The sequence below is a fragment of the Bacillus chungangensis genome (genome assembly GCF_030812995.1).
Classification (GTDB): Bacteria; Bacillota; Bacilli; order Bacillales; family Bacillaceae_C; genus Bacillus_CF; species Bacillus_CF chungangensis.
Window position 1 is genome coordinate 11,910 of record NZ_JAUSTT010000007.1, and the last position, 20,983, is coordinate 32,892.

Here is a 20,983-nt window from a genome sequence, read left to right on the forward strand (position 1 = left end):
TAGGGGCTGATGAGTATGCAAGCGATCCTACTTTAGTTCATTTGTTTCAAAGGTATTTGATCGAAAACTTGTCTATTCCGAATCTTTCTTATATTAAAGCGAATAGCAATCGATACGATAAAAGCAATCACAAACATTCCTGAAAAGAAAATGAGACTGTTTGCATAACTTCCAGTGACGTCTTTCATCCAAGCAGCAAACATAGGACCAGCCAGCCCAGCAGCAGCCCACGCTGTTAAAATATAGCCATGAATAGCACCTAGCTGCTTCGTGCCAAATAAATCGCCAATATAGGCTGGAATTGTTGCAAAACCACCGCCATAGCATGTAAAAATAATTGCGAGCATCACTTGGAATAAAATAGAAATCGTTGTGAACGGCAGTAATGCAAAGAGAACGATTTGTAAAAGAAAGAATGTCATATACGTATTCGGTCTGCCGAAATAGTCTGAAAAAGTTGCCCATCCCAACCGGCCAAGGCCATTAAAGATTCCTAGTATACCGACAAGCGCAGCTGCTTCAACAGTACTCATGCCAATGCTTTCTTCTGCGAGCGGTTTGGCAGCTGATAAAATCGCAATGCCGCAAGTGATATTGATAAATAGCATCAGCCATAAATAGTAAAAGCGTGTTGTTTTGATGGCCTCATTTGCTGTAAGCTGTGCTAAATCTGTTACAGCTTTCTTTTGTCCACTATCAATTTTCGCTTGATAGCCTTTTGGCAGCCAATTTTTAGGCGGCCTTTCTAAATAAAGCGATGAAGCCATCATGATAACAAAATATGCAATGCCTAATAGAAAAAAAGTATTGGCGATTCCAACTTGTTTGATAAGATAATCCATGATTGGGCTGCTAATAGCTGCGGCAAAACCAAACCCCATTATGGCCAGTCCAGTTGCAAGGCCTCTTCGATCTGGAAACCATTTTACTAGCGTCGATACAGGAGCGATATAACCAACGCCAAGCCCAATGCCACCGAGAACTCCATAGGTTATGTAAAGAAAAAATAAAGATTCAGCTCTTACTGCAAAACCGGCTGAAAATACACCAATCCCAAAAAAACAAGCTGCTAGTATTCCGGCTTTCCGAGGGCCATGTTTTTCCACATAATGGCCCAGAAAAGCAGCCGAAAGCCCTAGAAATAAAATGGCGATGCTAAAGGTTAATTGAACTTGACTAGAGCTCCAGCCAAATTCTTCAATCAATGGATTTGTAAAGTTGCTCCATGCATATACAGAACCAATGGAAATGTGAATCCCAACAGCTGCCAGTGCAATCAACCAACGATTTTTCGTTTTATTCATGATTATCACCTCAATTTTTTAGCATTAAGAATGACTACTATTCTAGATGAGATGTCCAAGGTGAGCAGCATGAATCATTCTATGACATTTTATCATGTTATTATTTAGATGTCATTCTATTAAATTAATTCGGAATATTTATGCTTATATACCATATAGTAGGTAATATATCATACTATTCAAAATAATTCGTTTACAATTTATCATTACAATAGTATAATAAATAGGCTGATCAGCCTATTTATGAAAGAGAAGGAGGATGTAAAAATGCCTGAAACGTTATTTAAAGTGGATTTGACGAAACCGATGAAAGAGCAGGCAGTACCTGGGCATAATCGTTGGCATCCAGACATTCCAGCTGCCTTTGCTGTCAATCCAGGAACGAGTTTTAGAATGGAGTGTATGGATTGGACTGATGGTCAAATCTGCAACAATGACGATCCATCTGATATACGGAAAGTTGATTTAAACCGTGTACATATGCTTAGTGGCCCTGTTTATGTAAATGGTGTCGAGCCGGGAGATTTACTCGTTGTTGATATTCTCGATATTGGGGCGTTTCAAAATGAAGAATGGGGATTTAATGGTATTTTTGCAAAGGAAAATGGCGGCAGCTTTTTAACCGAGCATTACCCTGATGCCCAAAAATCAATTTGGGATTTTCATGGCATTTATACAACTTCCCGTCATGTTCCAGGGGTCAAATTTGCTGGCATCATTCATCCGGGATTGATTGGCGTTGCTCCGTCAATGGAATTGCTGGAAAAATGGAATAAAAGAGAACAAGCACTCATTCAAACAGATTCAAATCGTGTTCCAGCGTTGGCTAATCCTCCTGAAATTGAAAGCGCTGTATTAGGAACTTTGACGGGAGCAGCATTTGAAAAAGCAGCAAGAGAAGGAGCTCGGACTGTTCCGCCAAGAGAAAACGGGGGCAACTGTGATATTAAAAATCTATCAAAAGGTTCCCGTATTTATTTTCCTGTTTTTGTCGAAGGGGCAAAGCTTTCAGTCGGTGATCTCCATTTCTCGCAAGGAGACGGAGAAATTACGTTTTGCGGCGGAATTGAAATGTCAGGATGGATTGATCTCCATGTTGATGTGATAAAAGGTGGAATAGACAAATATCAGATAAAAGACAACCCAGTTTTTAAACCTGGTCCAATAGATCCACTTTACTCAGATTACTTGGTTTTTGAAGGGATTTCCGTTGATGAATGGAATGGAAAGCAACATTATCTAGATGCAACGATTGCGTATCGGAGAGCATGCTTAAATGCAATTGAATTTTTGAAAACATGTGGGTATACGGGGGAACAAGCATATATGCTGCTAAGCAGTGCACCTGTTGAAGGGAGAATTGCAGGCATTGTCGATATTCCGAATGCATGCTGTACGATCGCCATTCCTACTCAAATTTTTGATAAAGATATTTTGCCGCGTCTATAAAAGAGGGGCTATAAACGTGCTGTATAGAAAAAATAATGGGGACGGAGAGATGAGCGATGCCAAATTATACATTTGATTGCCAAGCATGTGGTCCATTTACCCTATTTTATAAGCAAATGGCAGGCGACAAACAAATTGCAGTCTGTCCTACATGTCAAGAAAAAGCAAAGCGGATTTATTTTGCTCCTCATCTATTAACTGGTTCTTGTGCATTAAGACAGCGTATTGAGAAGGGGATAGAACCAAAAATCGTCTCAAAATCGGAATTGGCAGGCAGAAGTATAAAGCCGGCTTCTTACACTTCAAATAGGCCATGGCAAATTGGGCACTAAAATGGTTATACCCTGCGGCTAGCAGTGAGTAGCTGCAGGGGTATACACAGGGATAGAAATGCTAACTTAAAAATGGCTCTTACGTTCTTTTGGTGAAAGAACTTATAATCAAAATGACAAGCTATTAAGGTAAAACAAGGGTCGAAGGGATAGTCTTGGGGGATAGCTAAGTATGATATATTCTATCGAGGTCTCTCTTAGGCTATATAAAGTACATCTTCATTGATCCCAGGTGCGTAATAATTGTTTTTTTATGGATGTTGCTGCAATTAAAATTATTGTTAATAGTAACGTAACAATGATGATGATACGTGCCTTTTCCCTCATATCATCTTCCCCTCCTTTTTAAGTAAGTCATTGACATTTATTAAAGAAAATCATTTTTTTACATAAAAAAACACCAAGCCCCAAAAAATGGGGATCGGTGCTTCCGTTCTCAATAACGTTTAACTGGATCTCCGAAAAGAATTCTCCCACTTCTAAATGTGAAGGGCATAGCCCAATGAAAGTGGGAGAGGAATTTTCGGTTGGCGTAAGCCAAAAGATTGTTCTATGATTAGATATACAATATGGAGTTTGATAGCACTATAAAAACCATGTGCATGTTTCAGGCACATCCGAATAACATACAAGATACAATTGCAATAGAGGAAACTGTGTTGATGACCGTTGATACTTTTCCTAAATGCTGGTAATCGTAATAATGATAAATCATTTTTCCATATATGGTACCGGATATTCCTATTAATGTGAATGTGATTGCAAATAAACAGAGCTTGATGAAAAGGTTGTCAATAAAGACAATAAGTATGATGGCTACTCCGGTAACAAGATAATCAATCATAAAAAAATTTTTATACGCTGTCTTAAATTTTTCCGATATAATTGTCCCGAACATCTCAGAACCTCTTTGAACCGCCAGCAATATACCTAAAAATTCAACACCTACGTTAATGAGTACTAAAACTACTATGAATGTAGTTTCATTTGCGGGATAAATATATCAACGTTCACAACGTTGAAAGAACGTTTATGATTGAAAGCCTAAAAGAGTGAGGAAATTCTGTTTTCTTTTTTGGAATTTATGTGTATAATAAGGGTAAGACATCAATACAATAAAAATACCGCAGGTGCTAGTAACACCTACGGTATGCACAATAGACGTCTCCAAAAGCGGAGCGACTCATATTTTCTAAGATGAAATAGACCGTTGTCCTATAGCGAAGGGCGGTCTATTTCTTTTTGATATATGTGATCAACATGACAATAAATGTTGAATAAGCCACAATCCAAATTCCAAATTGGAACATGATGGATAGCGTTTCATATATCGTCATCAGCCTCACCCCCTTTCTTTGGGGGATAAGCCGCAGACCGCCCTAGAGCCGATGCTATTGTATGAGTTTATTATAGCACAAATTTATTCAATTTTCGGACGAAAAATCCCGAGAGACAAGAAAATTCCCTGCTGCTAGTAGTGAGTAGTTGCAGGGTATTCTCGCACCTTTGTCTTGTTTACGTTTTGAGCAGTTATCACCCGCAAAATACTTTTTTTCTTATGAATGAGGTGAGTTATCATGTTAGGCGAACTTATACATATTAAATACTCTTTGGTTACTTAAGGGAACTTTTGTCATAAACCTATTTAGTTTTCAATAAAGCAAAATGGGTTTTCTTTTTTTTCTATAATATCAGTTTCAGAATGAAACGCATGGATTATATTGAGATGATGTTTGTATTCCTGATCGCCAATTTGTTCGCAATAATCAGGAGGAATAAAACTTTATGGTGAAGATGCGACTTTTTATTATATATTTCCGTTAGGTGTGAAATTGCTTCTTGAGACTGATTTTGTTCTGAAAACAGAAAGCCTAGATTATATCGGAGGATTAATGTAAGTTGTGCATCTTCTTTTACCATTTCTAAAGCAGCAAGAAAATATTTTTTTGCTGTATCAAATTGTTTCAACTCAACGCAGGAAAGACCCATTATATTTTTACACCCTGCTTGTTGTACTTCATAGCCACTATTGGTATGAAAAATGGCGCTTACCTTATTCGCATATTCCCATGCTACTAAAGGTTTTCCAATATGATAATAGAATTCTGAAACCTTGAAGTTGAGTGGGGGATGAAAGAAAACCCCCACTCATGGAAGTTTCACTTTATTAGGTTTGTCCATTATTTAGTTCACCAGTATTCACCTCATATAAAACACGATATACTAGATAATGATGTTTAACCATGATTTACTAGTCCTTTTGTATTGCATCACTATGAATACAACCTTTTTCTAATTATTTAAGTGCTTATGGAACGTGCACTAGAAGAGTAAAAATGGGTGGTGTAGACATGGAACGGAAAGATCAAATACTAGCCCTTTTAAGACAAAAGAATGAACCGCTGTCTGCAAAAGATGTTGCGAATTATTTTCGTTTAGACAGAGCGAATGTGAGTAGATACTTAAATGAACTTTTTAAGGAAAATAAAATCAAAAAACTGACTGGAAAACCTGTTCTTTATCATTGTACAGATGAAGACAAAGAAAGCAATAAAGACGGGGTGGATTCGAACGTCTTTACAAGGCTGATTGGTGCAGAGGGCAGTTTAAAGGTGATGATTCAGCAAGCGAAAGCAGCAATTTTATATCCACCGAGAGGTCTGCATACGCTTGTCCTTGGTCGGACAGGGACAGGCAAGTCATTATTTGCAGAATGTATGTATCAATTTGCTTTAGAAGCGAACGTTATTTCAGAAGATGCTGCCTTTATTTCATTTAATTGTGCTGATTATACACAAAATCCCCAGCTTCTTTTTGGCCATATTTTTGGAGTAAAAAAAGGCGCTTATACAGGAGCAGATGAAGATAGAATCGGCCTTCTTGAAAAGGCTGATAAAGGAATACTATTTTTAGATGAAATTCATCGTCTTCCGCCAGAAGGACAGGAAATGCTTTTTACATTTATTGATAAAGGCGCATTTCGCCCGCTTGGAGAAACTGAGCATTTTAAAAGTGCGTCTGTGCAAATTATCGGGGCTACAACAGAGTCTCCAGAAAATTATTTGCTAGAAACTTTTACGAGAAGAATTCCAATGACGATTACGCTGCCAACATTAGAGGAGAGACAGCTGGAAGAACGCTATCAACTAATCGAGTATTTTCTTATTCAAGAATCCAGGCGTTTGAATGAGACGATCTATCTTGAAAGGCAGGCGCTGATTGCTCTTCTTTTTTACCATGCGACTGCAAATATTGGGCAGCTGCAAAGAGATTTAAAACTAGCTTGTGCGAAAGCTTTTTTACATTATAAAACAAAGACACTCCCCTACTTATTTATTGAACAGCACGATCTGCCAATTCACGTCCAAAAAGGGCTGCTTCATATAAAAGATTCTCCTGAAAAGATGGATAGGCTTATCGATGCAGAGCAGGATATTTTTAAGTTTTTTGATAGTAAAGAGATATCGAGGGACTTTCAATCAACATATGAACATGATTTCTATACACAGCTAGAGAAAAAGCTTCATCAGCTCCATCAGAATGGTGAGAGTGAAAAGAATATCCAGCACAAGCTTACTTTAGATATCCAGCAATATTTTAATCAGTACGTAGACCAATTTCCATCACAAGCAAATATCAAAGAGATGATTGATCGTGAGATTTGGGAACTTACTGAAAAAATATATACATATGCTGAGAAAGCATTAAACCGCCTATATAGTCAAAAAATGAGATTTGCTTTTTCTCTGCATTTGCAAGGAACAATTGATAGGATTAAGCATCATAAGACTATTTTTCACCCCAATTTAAATGATATTCGCAAAAAATATGCAGAGGAATTTAAAATATCAATTGAAGTAGCACAAATGATTGAAGAAGCATTAACTGTCGAAATTCCGCTTGATGAAATCGGATTTATCGCTATGTTTTTAGCCTCAGAAATAGAGGAAAGTATGCATCAACAAAAACAGAAAGTGGACATTATCGTGATGATGCATGGACAATCGACAGCGACTAGTATGCTGCAAACAGTGGAGGAGCTCCTAGGAATTCAGCATGGCCTCGCTATTGATATGCCCCTTAGCATGGAAGTAAGAACAATGTATGAACGAGTAAAAAAAGCAGTGTTAGAAAGACAAACAGCTAAAGGAGTTTTGCTGCTTGTTGATATGGGTTCACTGACTTCATTTGGCCATATGCTTTTTGAAGAAACAGGAGTTCGGACAAGAACAATGACGATGGCTAGCACTCCAATTGTATTAGAAGCGGTGAGAAAAGCGTCGCTCGGACGGAGTTTAGAAGATATTTACCAAAGCTGTCAGCAAATTTTTGAACAGCAGTATCAATCGACAGCACTGCGTACCAAACCGCTGAGAAAAGCATTTATTATTACTTGCTTCACAGGGGAAGGTGTTGCCCAAAAAATAAAGGAGAAAATTGAACCTTTAGTAGCCGATACTGACATTCAAATCATTACACTGCAATTTCTTCATCGTGATGCATTTAGAGAACGGATTGATGAGTTAATAGAAGTGTACGATATTATTGCGATTGCCGGAACTGTTCATTTTCAGTATGATGATATCCCCTTTTTCACAGCATATGATGTTTTTCAAGAGAACAAACAGGTAGAGATTCACCGTCTTGTTCATAAGGAAGCACCATTTCAAAAAATGGTAAAGTCGCTAGAAGGTCATTTGACGCAAGTTGGTTCCATTCCAAAGTTAATTCAGAGGTTGCGAAAAGTCTTGTTGGAACTGCAGTCGCAATTAAACCTTACATTAGAAGAAGGCGTAGATATGGGAATGATTCTCCATCTGGCATTTTTAATTGAAAATCGAAAATTGCAGCAGCCAGTAAGGGTGTTTCTTACCCTTGAACAATTTCGCAAACGTTATATATATGAAATGAATATCGTAAAAGACATTTTATATGGACTTGAAGAAGCATACCAAATTCAGTTTGATGAAAATGAAATGGCTTATATTTTACAAATGTGCTTGGAAAATAAACGAAAATAATATCCTTGCAAAAAAAGATGTGTGTATTGAGTTACACACATCTTTTTTGTACTGTGTATGAAAAAATGACGGAAAGAGTAAGGGTTAAGCCGCTAAAAGCTGGCATGGGATTTGCATCTATAAATGATAGGGAGGTGAGAAGGACTTCTTTTGCTGCACCGATATATTTCTAGGAGAAGTTGCAATAATGTTGCGGAAAATAGACAGTGCAGCTACTTATTGATAGACACAAAGAAAAAAGTATTTGGATGAGAGAGAGCGGGGAGGATTTATCATGAAATCGATATTGTTAGTCTGTTCTGCGGGAATGTCAACAAGTTTATTAGTTACAAAGATGGAGAAGGCGGCTCTAGAGAAACAATTAGATATAACGATTTTAGCTGTTGCGGAAGCAGAAGCGAGTCATCATTATGATCAAACAAATATCGTCTTGTTAGGCCCTCAAGTACGATTTTTAAAATCGAAAATTGAAAAGCAGTTAGCGGGAAAAAATATTCCTGTGCAAGTAATTGATAGTATTGATTATGGGACGATGAACGGAGAAGCTGTCTTAACAAAAGCGCTGCAGATAATGGCATAAGAAACGGGAAGATTTATCACTTGTTGGGGAATGCCTTGAAGCAACATATTTCTGATCATGCATGTTGATTCAGATAAAGGGATAAAAACTGATAAAAGGGGAGGAGACACATGTTTGGTTTTTTAGAGAAATATTTTGTACCAATAGCAGGAAAAATTGGTGCACAAAGACATTTAGTTGCGATACGTGATGGTTTTGTCGTCATTATGCCGTTAATGATTCTTGGTTCGATGGCAACGCTGATCAACAATTTACCCATTACAGCTTATCAAAATTTCATGAATAGTATTTTTGGGGGAGAGACATGGAAACAATTTGGGGGCAGTCTATGGGCAGGTACATTTGCGGTCGTTTCAATATTAGTGGCCTTTTCAATCGCATATCAATTGGCAAAATCATATCAAAAAGACGGCTTGTCAGCAGGTATTGTTTCAATTGCTTCCCTGCTGACGATTATGCAAGCTACTGAAGATGGAGCTGGCATTCCGTATGGATGGGTTGGTTCTTTAGGACTTTTTGTCGCTATTTTTGTCGCTATTATCTCAACGGAGATTTTTACAAGATTACTAGGAAACAATAAGTTGGTCATTAAAATGCCTGATAGTGTTCCACCTGCAGTATCTCGATCATTTGCGGCATTGTTGCCAGCAATGATAACGTTATCTATTTTTGGTTTGATTAAAGTGATTGCCATTGTTGCTGGAAATCCCGATTTGCATCAGGCTTTATATGATATCTTACAAGCGCCAATCTCAAAAATGGCCAATACGTTTTGGGCTGCAATTGTCATTGCGATCTTAAATCATTTCCTTTGGTTCTTTGGGCTGCATGGATCAAACATTTTAGAGCCATTAATGCAAGCCGTTTATTTGCCGGCTATTGATGCAAATGCGGCTGCGCTGGCAGCTGGAAAAGCAATACCTAATATTGTGACAAAGCCTTTCTTTGATGCATTCGTCTTTCTTGGCGGTTCTGGAGCAACATTGGCATTGATTATCGCTGTATTTATTGCGGGCCGTCGTCATAAGCAATATCGTTATGTATCGGGGATGTCAGCTGCACCCGGAATGTTTAATATTAACGAACCCGTCCTTTTTGGTCTTCCGATTGTATTAAATCCAGTTTTGTTTATTCCATTTATTTTGTCGCCGCTCGTCTTAACGATTATTAGCTACTTGGCAATTGCAGTTGGGTTAGTGCCAAGGACAATTGCATTTATTCCATGGACAACGCCACCAATAATAGGAGGTGCACTTGCAACTGGTTCATGGCAAGGCGGGGTGCTTGCTTTTGTTAATTTGCTCATAGCTGTTTTGATTTATATCCCGTTTATTAAAATGGCAGAACGGACAGAAATTCGCAAATTAAAAGAAGTTCAATCTGGAGAAGTTGCTGCAGCACAACAAGTGGACTAGACAACAAAGGAGATTATAAAAATGGAACTAGAATTAATCGTTATGAAGATCATTACGCATAGTGGGAATGCAAAAAGTGATGCAATGGAAGCGATTCAAGCAGCAAAAGCTGCAAAGACGAACGAAGCTCATGAACTGATTGATAAGGCTGAACAGGAGCTGTTGGCTGCACACCGGGTGCAAACGGATTTAATCCAGCAAGAAGCCCGCGGGGAGAAGGCCGACATTTCTTTGCTTCTCATACATGCACAGGACCACTTGATGAATGCAATTACTTTCAAGGATTTAGCTAAGGAATTTGTTGCACTTTATGAGGAAATATCGTGTCATTCTCTCAAATGAATGTTTTTTTCATAAACTGTCTTTTCAAAAGGTGAGAGGTGAGTTGACGTAATTTTTTACCTCTCACTTTAAGAAAGCTTCTTGAAAAAAGAAGGATACGAATTTTTTATGGACAAACTTCGTATTTAAAAGTGCCACTGCTCTATTTCATACAGGGGCATATAAAAGAAAGGATTGATAAGATGAAAGTGGCAGTTATCGGAGGTGGAAGCAGTTATACACCTGAGTTAATCGAAGGCTTTATTCTCCGAGCTGGGCAAATGAAGGTCGATGAAATTGCACTGGTCGATATTGCGGCAGGGAAAACGAAGCTCAAAATCATTGGAGAATTAGCAAAAAGAATGCTCAAGAAAAAAGGCCTTTCTACGAAAGTGACGATAACCTTTGATCGTGTAGCTGCTATCACTGATGCTGATTTTGTTTTAACACAATTTCGTGTTGGCGGATTAGACGCACGAGCAAATGATGAACGCATTCCTTTAAAATATCGCGTCATTGGCCAGGAAACAACAGGGCCAGGCGGTTTTGCCAAAGCTTTAAGAACCATTCCAGTGATGTTAGAGATTTGCCGTGAAATGGAAGCCTATGCTCCAGATGCATGGCTCATCAATTTCACCAACCCCGCTGGCATGGTAACAGAAGCTGTCCATCAATTTACGAATGTGAAAGCGATTGGACTTTGCAATGTACCGATTAACATGCAGCAAATGACAGCTGATATTCTTGAAGTAAAACGTGAAGAAGTGAATATGCGTTTTGCTGGTTTAAATCACTTAGTCTATGGTACGTCCGTACATGTTAAAGGAAAGGATCAATTAGATGTATTAATCAAGCGAATTGCCGCTGGCAAAAACATGAATATGAAAAATATATATGATGCCCCTTGGGAGGAAACATTTTTACAGGCATTGCGTGCTTTGCCGTGTCCTTATCATCGCTATTACTATATGATGGATGACATGCTGGAAGAAGAACTGAAGACAAGCAGAGAAAAGGGAACACGCGCTGAACAAGTAAAAAAGATCGAACAAGCTTTATTCATGACTTATCGAGATCCGGCACTTGATATAAAGCCCCTGGAATTGGCTGATCGAGGCGGCTCCTTATATTCGGAAGCAGCTGTTTCTCTTATTGCCTCGATTGTGAACAATGACCATGCTATTCATACTGTGAATGTCCCTAATAATGGAACGATTACACAATTGCCCGATGATGTTGTCGTGGAAGTAACGTGTATGGTAAATCGTGAAGGACCACAGCCATTGCAAATTGGAAAATTGCCAACTGCTTGCATCGGCTTGATTCAGCAAGTGAAGGCGTTTGAACAGCTCACGATTGAAGCAGCTGTTAAAGGCGACACACAAAAGGCTTATCTCGCTCTTGTTGCAAATCCTTTTGTACCGTCAAGTAAAGTAGCAAAAGCATTACTGGAAGAATTATTGGAGATCAACCGTCCATACTTGCCGCAATTCGAGCTAAAGAAGCAGGCTTCATCTGTTTAATGGCGATTTGGCGGCTCTATAAATTCTGTTCTAGTTTTCAATGTGAATGCCACTTATGAAAAAGGAAGGAGAATAGAGAATGAGAAAGCTAGGCATATCAATCTATCCGCAATACGGAACAATGACAGAACAAATTGACTATATGGAACGGGCCAGTTTATCCGGATTTTCTAGAATGTTTACTTGTTTATTGTCGGCAACAGAAGAGACAGAAATAAACAATCTGCGTATACTCATAAAAAAAGCAAACTCGTTAGGTTTCGAAGTCATTGCAGATGTTAGTCCGAGTGTATTTACTGATTTGAAGCTATCTTACGAGGATTTAGGCTTTTTTCATGCGCTTGGCTTATCTGGTTTGCGACTCGATTTAGGGTTTTCTGGGCTCGAAGAAAGCATCATGTCCTTTAACGAGTATGGTTTAAAAATTGAGCTGAACATGAGCCAGGGAACGAAATATTTAGAGCAAATATTGTCTTATGCCCCTAATAAAGCAGCGATTATCGGCTGTCATAATTTTTATCCACGCCGGTATACTGGACTTGCTCGAGATCATTTTCTAACATGTTCACAACAATATAAACAGCATGGCATCCGTACCGCAGCTATGATTTCTTCATCTCAAGCGGCTTATGGCCCATGGCCTGTACAAGAAGGTTTAATGACATTAGAAGAGCATCGTGATCTACCAATCGAGGTTCAAGCAAAAGATTTGTTTCAAACAGAATTGATTGATGATGTTATCATCGGCAATGCCTTTGCTTCCGAAGAAGAATTGAAAAAATTATCTACGCTAAATCGCTTCCTTCTCGAACTAGAGGTAGAGTTTAAAGAAGCTGCTACTATCACTGAAAGGGAGATTGTTCTAAAAGAAAAGCACCTAAATCGCGGCGATATTTCTCCCTATGTCATTCGTTCAACACAAAGTCGTGTTACATATGGGAAAGAAAATATTGAAGCGCATGATACGAAATCTATTAAACGTGGTGATATTACGATTGATAATAATGGTTATGAACGCTATAAGGGTGAGCTGCATATTGCATTACAAAATATGGAGAATAGCGGGAACACGAATATCGTAGCAGCTGTTGCTGAAGAGGAGCATTTTTTGCTTAATCAGATCAAACCTTGGCAAAAATTCTCATTTATTGAAAAGAAAGATTAAAAAGCACAAAGTAGTTATTATAAAAAAGGACAGAGCATTGTCGAAGAAATAATAAAATTTCAAAAACTAATTAAATAGTGAAAGGAAAGCCTTTCATTCTTAAAAAATATGATCATATCTGTATCCCAAGTGAAAGCGATTCACTTGGGATTTTTCTGCACTTTTTTCACTACAACAAAAATACAACTTTCAAAGGACAAAATTTGCTATGGTTCGACAAATTGTACTTCCTAGAAGACAAAAAAAGCGACTTTTTTTGAAATGAACAACATTAAAAAAAAAGAATTAGTTTGTTAAGATATGAGCATACTTTCTTCATTCAACATACTAACTATTTCTCGGGCGGCACTCGGATTAGTTTTTATGTTTAAAATGATGGGTTGAGGAGATGATATTGATCAAGGTGTATGGTTGGAAAAAAATGATAAGAAGGAGAAGAGCATATGCAATCCGATAAGCAATTAACCGGTAAAAACAAACAAAAGTTCTCAGGTTTATTTTGGGCTGCTGTCGGTTTTACTGGAATATTTTCTGTATGGGCAGTTCTAAGTCCTAATACGTTAACGACCACATTGTGGGATTGGGTATACAAATACCATGCTAATTTTAGTTGGTTTACAGTACTAATGCCATTAATTATTCTTTCTTTATGTTTGTATCTCGCCTTCAGTAAGTTTGGAAAGATTAAACTGGGAGGCAAAGATGAAAAACCAGAGTTTTCCACTTTTTCATGGATGGCCGTGCTGTTTACAGCAGGTATCGGTGTAGGTCTCGTAAACTTTGGTGTTGCTGAGCCGCTTTCTCACTACTTAAATTCCCCACTTGGATTGGCAGGCGGGCATGATGAAGTGACAGCTGCAAAAAATGCTCTATCAATGACATTATTCATCTGGGGGCTGCCAGCTTGGAGTATTTATACGATTTCTGGATTGGTCATTGGATACTTTGCTTATCATAAAAAAGCAAAATTTTTACCAGGGACTCCTATTGAACAAGGGTTTAAGCATAAAAAATGGGGCAGACCAGTTGGCCAGCTTACAAACGTTGTCGCTGCAGGTGCTGCTTCATTAACGATGGCCGCTTCCATTGGACTTGGCGTTTTCCAAGTAAAGAATGGTGTACAAGCGGTTACAGGAATGAGTTTTCCAGGAGTTACGTCTTCTGTCGTCATTTTATTAATTATGTTTGCTGTCTACACATCAGCAGCGGTATTTCCTGTACAAAAAGGGATGAAAATCCTTGGAGATATTAACGTTTATGTTGCTGTCGCCTTACTACTTTTCGTATTTGTTGTTGGAAATACAAACTTTTTCATGAGTACGATCATGTCAACATTTAAGTCGACATTTTTTGATATTATCCCATTAAGTTTTGAGAGTTATACTTTCTTTGATAAAGGATGGTTCTTTGATTGGCCGAATACAACGTTTATTTGGTGGGTATCTTGGACACCTTTCCTTGGAATATTTATTGCAAGGGTTTCTAAAGGAAGAACGATTAGACAAATTGTACTAGCTTCTATCCTTGTTCCAACACTTTTCCTTATTATGTGGTTTAGTGTGTTTGGAGGATTTGGTATTCATGAAGCAATCATCGGAAATGGCGAGATTGTCAACTATATTATAAACAATCCGGATGATGTTTATTTGTCCTTTATTATGGTATTGCAATCATTGCCGTGGTTCCCAATAATGGGTACATTGTTTATCATTCTTATTATCGTTTTCCTTGCTACATCAGCAACAAGTGCTGTAATCTCATTAGGTATTCTAACTAGTGATGGTGTTGAAAATGCGCCGCCATATAGAATATTCATCTGGTCAGTTATCACTACAATGGTTGCGTTTGCTAACGTTGTCACAGGTACTCTAAATGGGGTAAGGGCAGTTGCAGTTATCATAGGAATCCCCTATATGTTCTTCCTGTTTTTAGCGATTGCGGGCATGTTCCGACAGATGAGAAAAGACTATAGGGAAGGAAGTGTTTAATGATGAAAAATGGTATGCCATTAGATCCGGCATTATTAGCTGGACAAACGTATGGACAAAGTGTGTTTCAAGCTATACTTATCATTGCATTTCTAGGTTTCTTTGTTTGGACAATCAAATTGGTTTTTGAAGAATAATAAAAAGCTCTCCCCTGAAGTTTTTTGAAGGGGAGAGCTTTTTATGATAGAATTACGCTTTTGTCACTTCTATTAATTTGACGCCATTTGCTGGCAGCAGCTGTTTTAGTAGCAGTTCATCTTGAACGTCAACCGTTGCACTTTTAAGCCTCATTATTTCTTTTGATTTAATAAAATTAAATTCTTCATTATCAAAGTCTTTAGGTTTGCCCATATTGATCCATTCATCAAAAACAGAACCATTTTCTTTATCTAAAGTATAGGATTTTAATTTATATTTACCTTGTTCAAGATTCATCCTTAATTTTATTAATAAACTATCATGATTGCTCGCAGTTCTGTTTCTTTCATAAAAATCGATCGTACTTGGCTCATCATCAACCTGTTCAAAATTGCTGTACAGTAAAATGATGATTTTATTTTCATTTTTAACAACATAATAATTTGACCCGTTGCAAATGACGTATCCTTTTAGTTTGTCCAACAAATAATAGGCGTGATATACAGGCTTTTTTAATCCATTGTAAGTTAAGAGTCCGAGACCGCCGTGAAATAGTTTAGTTGTTTTAAGATGATCAATAAAGTTTACCGGCGCATCGATGCCATGATGTTCGTTCAAAAAGTCATGGATAAGCTTATTCGCCTTGAAACACGTATCATTAAAATAATTCCGGCTTTCTGTTTTTATAAAATATGTTTTCAATCGTAAATTTTTTATCGAATTAAATAGGATTTTTACAAAGCCTTTTCTTTTATTATACATTTCTTCCGTCATCTCCACAGAAATAAAGTGAAGATGTTTGTTCTTGAAATTTTCCAGAAAATATTCTTCATGAAAGTTGCTGGAAGGAATAAATTCTATTCCATATTTTAATTTATCAAATTTCTCTTGGAAATAATCTAAGCTTTTCGAATAAAGTTCGATCATTTTACTATAGCTTCGATCTTCATGGGCGAATTCGAACTTCCATTCTTTCACATTGGATAATCCATATCTTTTAATACAGTGCTCGATAAAGTTTTCCAGCATGATATGCCAAGATTTGATCGTAAACTCTTTTTTATTATAGCTGAACTTAATGAACGGTTTTATCTTTTTATTGACGAAGAAGTCTAAAATATTATCCACATTAAACCAATTATAAACCTTTTCTTTGTCATCGTAAAAGTACATTCCATGATTAAATATCCCGCTGAATCTTATATAATCGAAGTTAATTTCATTGTGTATTTTCTCTAAGTTTGTTTGCCAATTGATATTTAATTCATCATAAACATAATCAAAATAAAGTATTTTTTCGAAAGAGATCCATTGCTTATTTTTAGCGTTTATATCGTCCACTTCGATTTCGAGCGTATTCGGTTCATTTTTGTTTGCCGCAATAGGGTTAGTTTGATAGTTGTGCAAAATATCTAAAAGGGCAGTGGTGCCTTTTGTAAATTTGATTTTTTCCTCTTGTGATTCTTCAGTTGTAAATAATTGCTTTCGGTAGTCATTCGGTGTCATGTTATAGTTTTCTTTAAAAACAGTGCGATATGCTTTAGCTGAGGAAAAACCATTATCTATAGCGATTTCTAAGATGCTTTTATTTGTGTTCACAAGATCATACATTGATTTATCCAACCTCAGCATGTTTAAATATTTATTAAACCCGATGCCCATATGTTCCGAAAAAAGCCGAGATAGATAGTAGATGCTAATATATTCTTTTTTGGCCAAGTCTGACAAAGTGATTTTTTTATCGTAATTTTTCATTAAATATTCAAGTATTCGACTAAATCGTTGATGTAGATAATCATCGGTAATCGCATTTACGCCTGTAGCATCTTTCCTGAAATTCTCAACTAGGTATGCTACAAGTTCAAGAGATTCACTCAATAAGTTAATTTGATAAGTCTTGTTTAATGATAATAAATGGATCATAATGTTGGAAATTTTATTGCGCAAATACGAATATTTGTCTTCTGTTTTATCTTCCAAAAGGGATTGGCGTTCAAAATAAATGTCAGAGAAACCGTCATAATATACTTCATAGAAATACGGATTGAGCAGTAATGATAAAATAATCGTGTCTGAATCGACTTGAGTTACTTGATGTATTTCATTTCTATTAATTACTAGTATATCTTTCGCATATAGATGATAAGTTTGATCTTTTATATTCAGTGTCGCCTTACCCTTCAGAACAAAGAGAATTTCGATCTCCTTATGCCATGTGAGATATTCGTCGGCTTTTTCATAAACAAAAATATTCAAAGGCAAACTTTTATGATATTCAATAAATTCATATTTGCATTTCATAGAGGAATCCCTACTTTACATAAGAATGTTTTTTGGGAAAAAATCATTAGTGTCGTACGAAAATATAAATCCTTAAATATCAGCATATATTCTCCTATTATTTGGAGTCCCAGATTCTAATAGGATTCCAATTAAAGTAAGTGCTTTCAATAAATCAAAAAAAACTCTCCATTTATACCACCTTCCAAATGGCTTTAGGAATGAGATAGAATAGCTGATTTTTCCTGATGTTCAGTATATTTTGTTGGATTTCCTACAATCTTTTTCTCATTGCAACAGAAGTTAAGTGAAAATTTGCTGTTGATAAAATCTCATAAAGGCGATCCTTACTAGTAGATTAGAACAGGAAGGAACCAATATGCAAATTTTAAAAAAGAAAATGTAGATTCCGTAACATTCACGGAGAAAAAAGACAAATTATTCAATAATAACAAAATAAACATCTAGCTAGGTATAACTTTGTTGTAACAAAAGCAGCACCTTGTTTTTTCGACAAAAAAACAGTCACTTGTTTTTTAGTTATTATCACATATTTTTTTTGGATTGTGATAATCTAAAAATGACAATGAGGTGAAATAATCTTTCGCACATGCAACATAATAAAGTGAAACTTCCATCAGTGGGGGTTTTCTTTCATCCCCCACTGATGGTTAGTTGAACCAATCGGACATTTACTGGCAGTTATCCCCCAACTAGACTTCTTCGATACCTCTAACTCTTGAGGTGGGGGTCTTACTGCCAGTTAGATGTGGGATAAATTTTACGAAAATGACTGATGGAGGTCAATAGTATGGGGAAAACGTTTAAACATCAAAATGAATTACCATCATTACCAATCCCTGAATTAAATGAGACGAAGTCAAAACTTCTCGAATGGGTCAAGCCTATTGTCAGCCCAGAGCAATTTCAAGAAACTTCGAAAGTTGTGGAAGCGTTTTTTAAAGAAAATGGCGAAGCGGAAAAACTGCAAAATAAATTAGTGGAATGGGATAATCAAGTAGAAGGTAGCTGGCTTAAACCTTTTTGGGACAACATGTATTTATCTCATAGAGGGCCTGTATCTACTGAAATAAATTTCAATGTTCTACTAGATAATAAAGAATATAAAGATCGATACACAGTGGCGGAATTAGCCGGTAAAGCAGCCTATCTAACAACAGAATTATATCATCTTATAATAGATGAAGAAGTAGACCCTGAAACAATAAAAGGGACGCCTCTTGATATGAGTCAATATAAAAACTTCTTCAAATCGGTTCGGATTCCTAGGTTGGAAAAAGATGATTATAAAGTTGGAGCATTTGATAAAAAGAATAATCATGTTGTCGTCTTGCATAAAAAGAATGTATATAAAGTAAATGTTACTGATAACGAAGGAAATCAGTATTCTAGTAAAGCAATTGCTGCTGCTATTAAAACGATGTTATCGTCTCAGGATAGCGAAGGGGAGAACATCGGCATTTTCACAACGGCAGAACGAGATAAAGCGGCATCCATCTACGAACAGCTGACGGCCTCGAAAGTGAATGACGAAAACCTTCAGATCATAGCAGATTCAATCGTTGTTATCTCTATTGATGAAGAAAGCGCTGATTCAAAAGAAACGGTTAAAAATCTATTGGTTAACGGCAATAATCGCTATTACGATAAAGGAATTGAAATTGTTATTAACAAACATGGTGAAGTAGGCTTTAACATCGAACATACAGGTATTGATGGGACAACCTCCTTTGCAGTGTTTAACTATGTGAATGATGGATTAAACAAGGATAGTTCTGAAGTTGATCATGCAACTGCCCATCCTCTAGTACAAAAGTTAGCTTGGGAAATTTCAGAGGAAATGAAAGATACTTTAGCTCATTTGCAAAAAGAAAATGAAGAATCAATAAAAGATTTTTATTTAGATTTAAGAATCTTTGATGATTTTGGCTCCGATCAAATTAAGAAATTGAAAATTAGTCCGGACGCTTTCTTCCACATGGCGCTGCAATTAGCCCAGTACAGAACTTTTGGTGCAATGAGAAGTACGTACGAACCTGTAGCAGTACGATTTTTTAAAGATGGCAGAACAGAATGTGCCAGATCTTCAAGTACGGAAAAATGGAACATGATCAAAGCGTTTGAAGACGGCGAAGATAAAGAAACACTCTATGCCTTAATGCAAGAAGCAGGTGCTGCCCACTCCAGCCGCTTAAAAGAGTGTCAAAAAGCCCATGGGGTTGAAAGACATATGTATGGTCTGCAGCAAATGTATGCATTATATGGCGAAGAGCTTGGATTGAAAGAAATGCCAAGTATATTTACCGATAAAGGATATCAAACCCTGCGCTATGATTTTATTTCAACGAGCGGAATGGCCAATAAGAACATTAAATATTGTAGTTTTGGCCCAGTTGTAAAAGACGGGTATGGCATGTTCTATGTTATTTTAAATAACAAAATAACGATCAATATGTCAAGCAAAACGAAGGACGCAGAAAATGCAACCAAACTAACTGATAACATAGTGGCAGCTTTAAAAGAATTAAGAGCTGTTGCAGAAAGCAGCCTTAGCTAAAAGGTTGAATGATAGAATAAGCATTTTTTGAAAGGTTGCAGGTTCTAGCTCAATTTACATTAGAACCTGCAACCTTTTAGGAGTGGCATTATTCAAAAGCTGAAAAAATTGACAAAGGTGACCGTTCTTCATTATGATGTTGATAAATGGAAAAAGCTTTTTATTATATATCTCAGTATAAAGATATTGAAAATTGAGATATTAATTGTCATCAAAGCATATTTGCAGGAGGAATATTGATGGAAAACTTTGAACAACTTGTCATGAATCGCCGTTCGGCAAACAATTTTTTAGAAGGAAATCCTATTACGCAGAAACAATTAGATGAAATATTTGAATTAGTAAAGTTGGGTCCTTCAGCTTTTAATTTACAACATACGAGATACATTGCGGTTTTGAATCAGGAGCTAAAAGAAAAAGTAAAAAAAGCAGCAAATGGACAGTATAAAGTCGGAACTGCTTCAGCTGTCGTAATTGTATTAGGAGATACCCTTGCATATCAAGATGCTGGAGAAATTTATGAAGGTCTACAATCACTTGGAATATTAAACAAGCAAGAATATGATGCGATGGTTGAAGATACTACTTCCTTTTATCAAAAAAGGGGAGAGTCATTTCAACATGATGAAGCGATAAGGAATGCCTCACTCTCTGCCATGTTATTTATGCTTGCGGCTAAAGCGAAGGGATGGGATACATGCCCAATGATCGGTTTTGATCCAGAACAAATCAAAGATGTATTCCAAATTTCTGATCGTTTTGAACCAGTCATGCTTATCACTATTGGAAAAGAAAAAACAGCAAGCAGGCAGCCAAGAGGCTATCGGCGCCCAATGAGTGAATTTGTTCATTATCATTTATAGGTGGTTGAATTCCGCTATGATAAAAG

General features: G+C 36.9%; 17 protein-coding genes. 12 read left to right on the forward strand and 5 right to left on the reverse strand.

The annotated features are described in order from the left end of the window. Positions 1-32 precede the first annotated feature (32 nt). Entirely contained in the window at positions 33-1,304 is a 1,272-nt protein-coding gene (locus tag J2S08_RS06950; protein ID WP_307227988.1) for an L-lactate MFS transporter, read from the reverse strand. 267 nt (positions 1,305-1,571) lie between these two features. On the opposite strand from J2S08_RS06950, the gene fmdA reads away from it, so the two are divergent. Both fmdA and J2S08_RS06960 read left to right on the forward strand, forming a co-directional pair. Beyond that, complete coding sequence (gene fmdA, locus J2S08_RS06955; protein ID WP_307227989.1) at positions 1,572-2,753, forward strand: formamidase; 1,182 nt, start codon at positions 1,572-1,574, stop codon at positions 2,751-2,753. 56 nt (positions 2,754-2,809) lie between these two features. After that, positions 2,810-3,085 carry a zinc ribbon domain-containing protein gene (locus tag J2S08_RS06960; protein WP_307227991.1) on the forward strand — a complete coding sequence of 92 codons (276 nt, stop codon included), beginning with the start codon at positions 2,810-2,812 and terminating at the stop codon, positions 3,083-3,085. 607 nt (positions 3,086-3,692) lie between these two features. On the opposite strand, the gene J2S08_RS06965 is transcribed toward J2S08_RS06960, so the two are convergent. From J2S08_RS06965 to J2S08_RS06975, 3 genes are all read right to left on the reverse strand, one after another. After that, positions 3,693-3,983, reverse strand: coding sequence for a hypothetical protein (locus J2S08_RS06965; RefSeq protein WP_307227993.1), 291 nt, complete (start codon positions 3,981-3,983; stop codon positions 3,693-3,695). 334 nt (positions 3,984-4,317) lie between these two features. Continuing rightward, on the reverse strand, positions 4,318-4,422 hold the full coding sequence (locus J2S08_RS06970) for a putative holin-like toxin (RefSeq protein WP_307227995.1): 105 nt from the start codon (positions 4,420-4,422) through the stop codon (positions 4,318-4,320). A 379-nt stretch (positions 4,423-4,801) separates the two neighbouring features. Beyond that, the gene (locus J2S08_RS06975) at positions 4,802-5,074 is read right to left on the reverse strand and encodes a tetratricopeptide repeat protein (RefSeq protein ID WP_307227997.1); all 273 of its coding nucleotides are present in this window, start codon (positions 5,072-5,074) and stop codon (positions 4,802-4,804) included. A 362-nt stretch (positions 5,075-5,436) separates the two neighbouring features. Here J2S08_RS06975 and J2S08_RS06980 point away from each other — a divergent pair, with 362 nt between their 5' ends. The 8 genes from J2S08_RS06980 to J2S08_RS07015 all read left to right on the forward strand — a co-directional run bounded on the left by J2S08_RS06980 (position 5,437) and on the right by J2S08_RS07015 (position 15,235). After that, positions 5,437-8,106, forward strand: coding sequence for a sigma 54-interacting transcriptional regulator (locus J2S08_RS06980; protein ID WP_307227999.1), 2,670 nt, complete (start codon positions 5,437-5,439; stop codon positions 8,104-8,106). A gap of 274 nt (positions 8,107-8,380) precedes the next feature. Beyond that, positions 8,381-8,686 carry a PTS sugar transporter subunit IIB gene (locus J2S08_RS06985; protein ID WP_307228002.1) on the forward strand — a complete coding sequence of 102 codons (306 nt, stop codon included), beginning with the start codon at positions 8,381-8,383 and terminating at the stop codon, positions 8,684-8,686. A 110-nt stretch (positions 8,687-8,796) separates the two neighbouring features. After that, positions 8,797-10,101 (forward strand): PTS cellobiose transporter subunit IIC, encoded by a 1,305-nt coding sequence (celB, locus tag J2S08_RS06990; RefSeq protein WP_307228004.1) that lies wholly within the window; start codon positions 8,797-8,799, stop codon positions 10,099-10,101. A gap of 21 nt (positions 10,102-10,122) precedes the next feature. Then, positions 10,123-10,443 carry a PTS lactose/cellobiose transporter subunit IIA gene (locus tag J2S08_RS06995; protein ID WP_307228005.1) on the forward strand — a complete coding sequence of 107 codons (321 nt, stop codon included), beginning with the start codon at positions 10,123-10,125 and terminating at the stop codon, positions 10,441-10,443. Between the two features lie 173 nt (positions 10,444-10,616). Then, positions 10,617-11,945, forward strand: a complete 1,329-nt coding sequence (locus J2S08_RS07000; RefSeq protein ID WP_307228267.1) for a 6-phospho-beta-glucosidase — start codon at positions 10,617-10,619, stop codon at positions 11,943-11,945. Positions 11,946-12,024: 79 nt separating this feature from the next. Next, entirely contained in the window at positions 12,025-13,110 is a 1,086-nt protein-coding gene (locus J2S08_RS07005) for a DUF871 domain-containing protein (RefSeq protein ID WP_307228007.1), read from the forward strand. A gap of 443 nt (positions 13,111-13,553) precedes the next feature. Continuing rightward, a complete protein-coding gene (locus J2S08_RS07010) occupies positions 13,554-15,098 on the forward strand; it encodes a BCCT family transporter (protein ID WP_307228009.1) in 1,545 nt (514 codons plus the stop codon). A 2-nt stretch (positions 15,099-15,100) separates the two neighbouring features. Beyond that, positions 15,101-15,235: a hypothetical protein gene (locus J2S08_RS07015; protein WP_307228011.1), complete on the forward strand. Its 135-nt coding sequence runs from the start codon at positions 15,101-15,103 to the stop codon at positions 15,233-15,235. Between the two features lie 52 nt (positions 15,236-15,287). On the opposite strand, the gene J2S08_RS07020 is transcribed toward J2S08_RS07015, so the two are convergent. Beyond that, a complete protein-coding gene (locus tag J2S08_RS07020) occupies positions 15,288-17,537 on the reverse strand; it encodes a GH39 family glycosyl hydrolase (RefSeq protein WP_307228013.1) in 2,250 nt (749 codons plus the stop codon). A 790-nt stretch (positions 17,538-18,327) separates the two neighbouring features. Between J2S08_RS07020 and J2S08_RS07025 the strand changes: the two genes are divergently transcribed. Then, on the forward strand, positions 18,328-20,094 hold the full coding sequence (locus J2S08_RS07025) for a choline/carnitine O-acyltransferase (protein ID WP_307228015.1): 1,767 nt from the start codon (positions 18,328-18,330) through the stop codon (positions 20,092-20,094). Positions 20,095-20,333: 239 nt separating this feature from the next. Further along, positions 20,334-20,957 (forward strand): nitroreductase family protein, encoded by a 624-nt coding sequence (locus J2S08_RS07030; RefSeq protein ID WP_307228017.1) that lies wholly within the window; start codon positions 20,334-20,336, stop codon positions 20,955-20,957. The last annotated feature ends 26 nt before the right edge of the window (positions 20,958-20,983 follow it).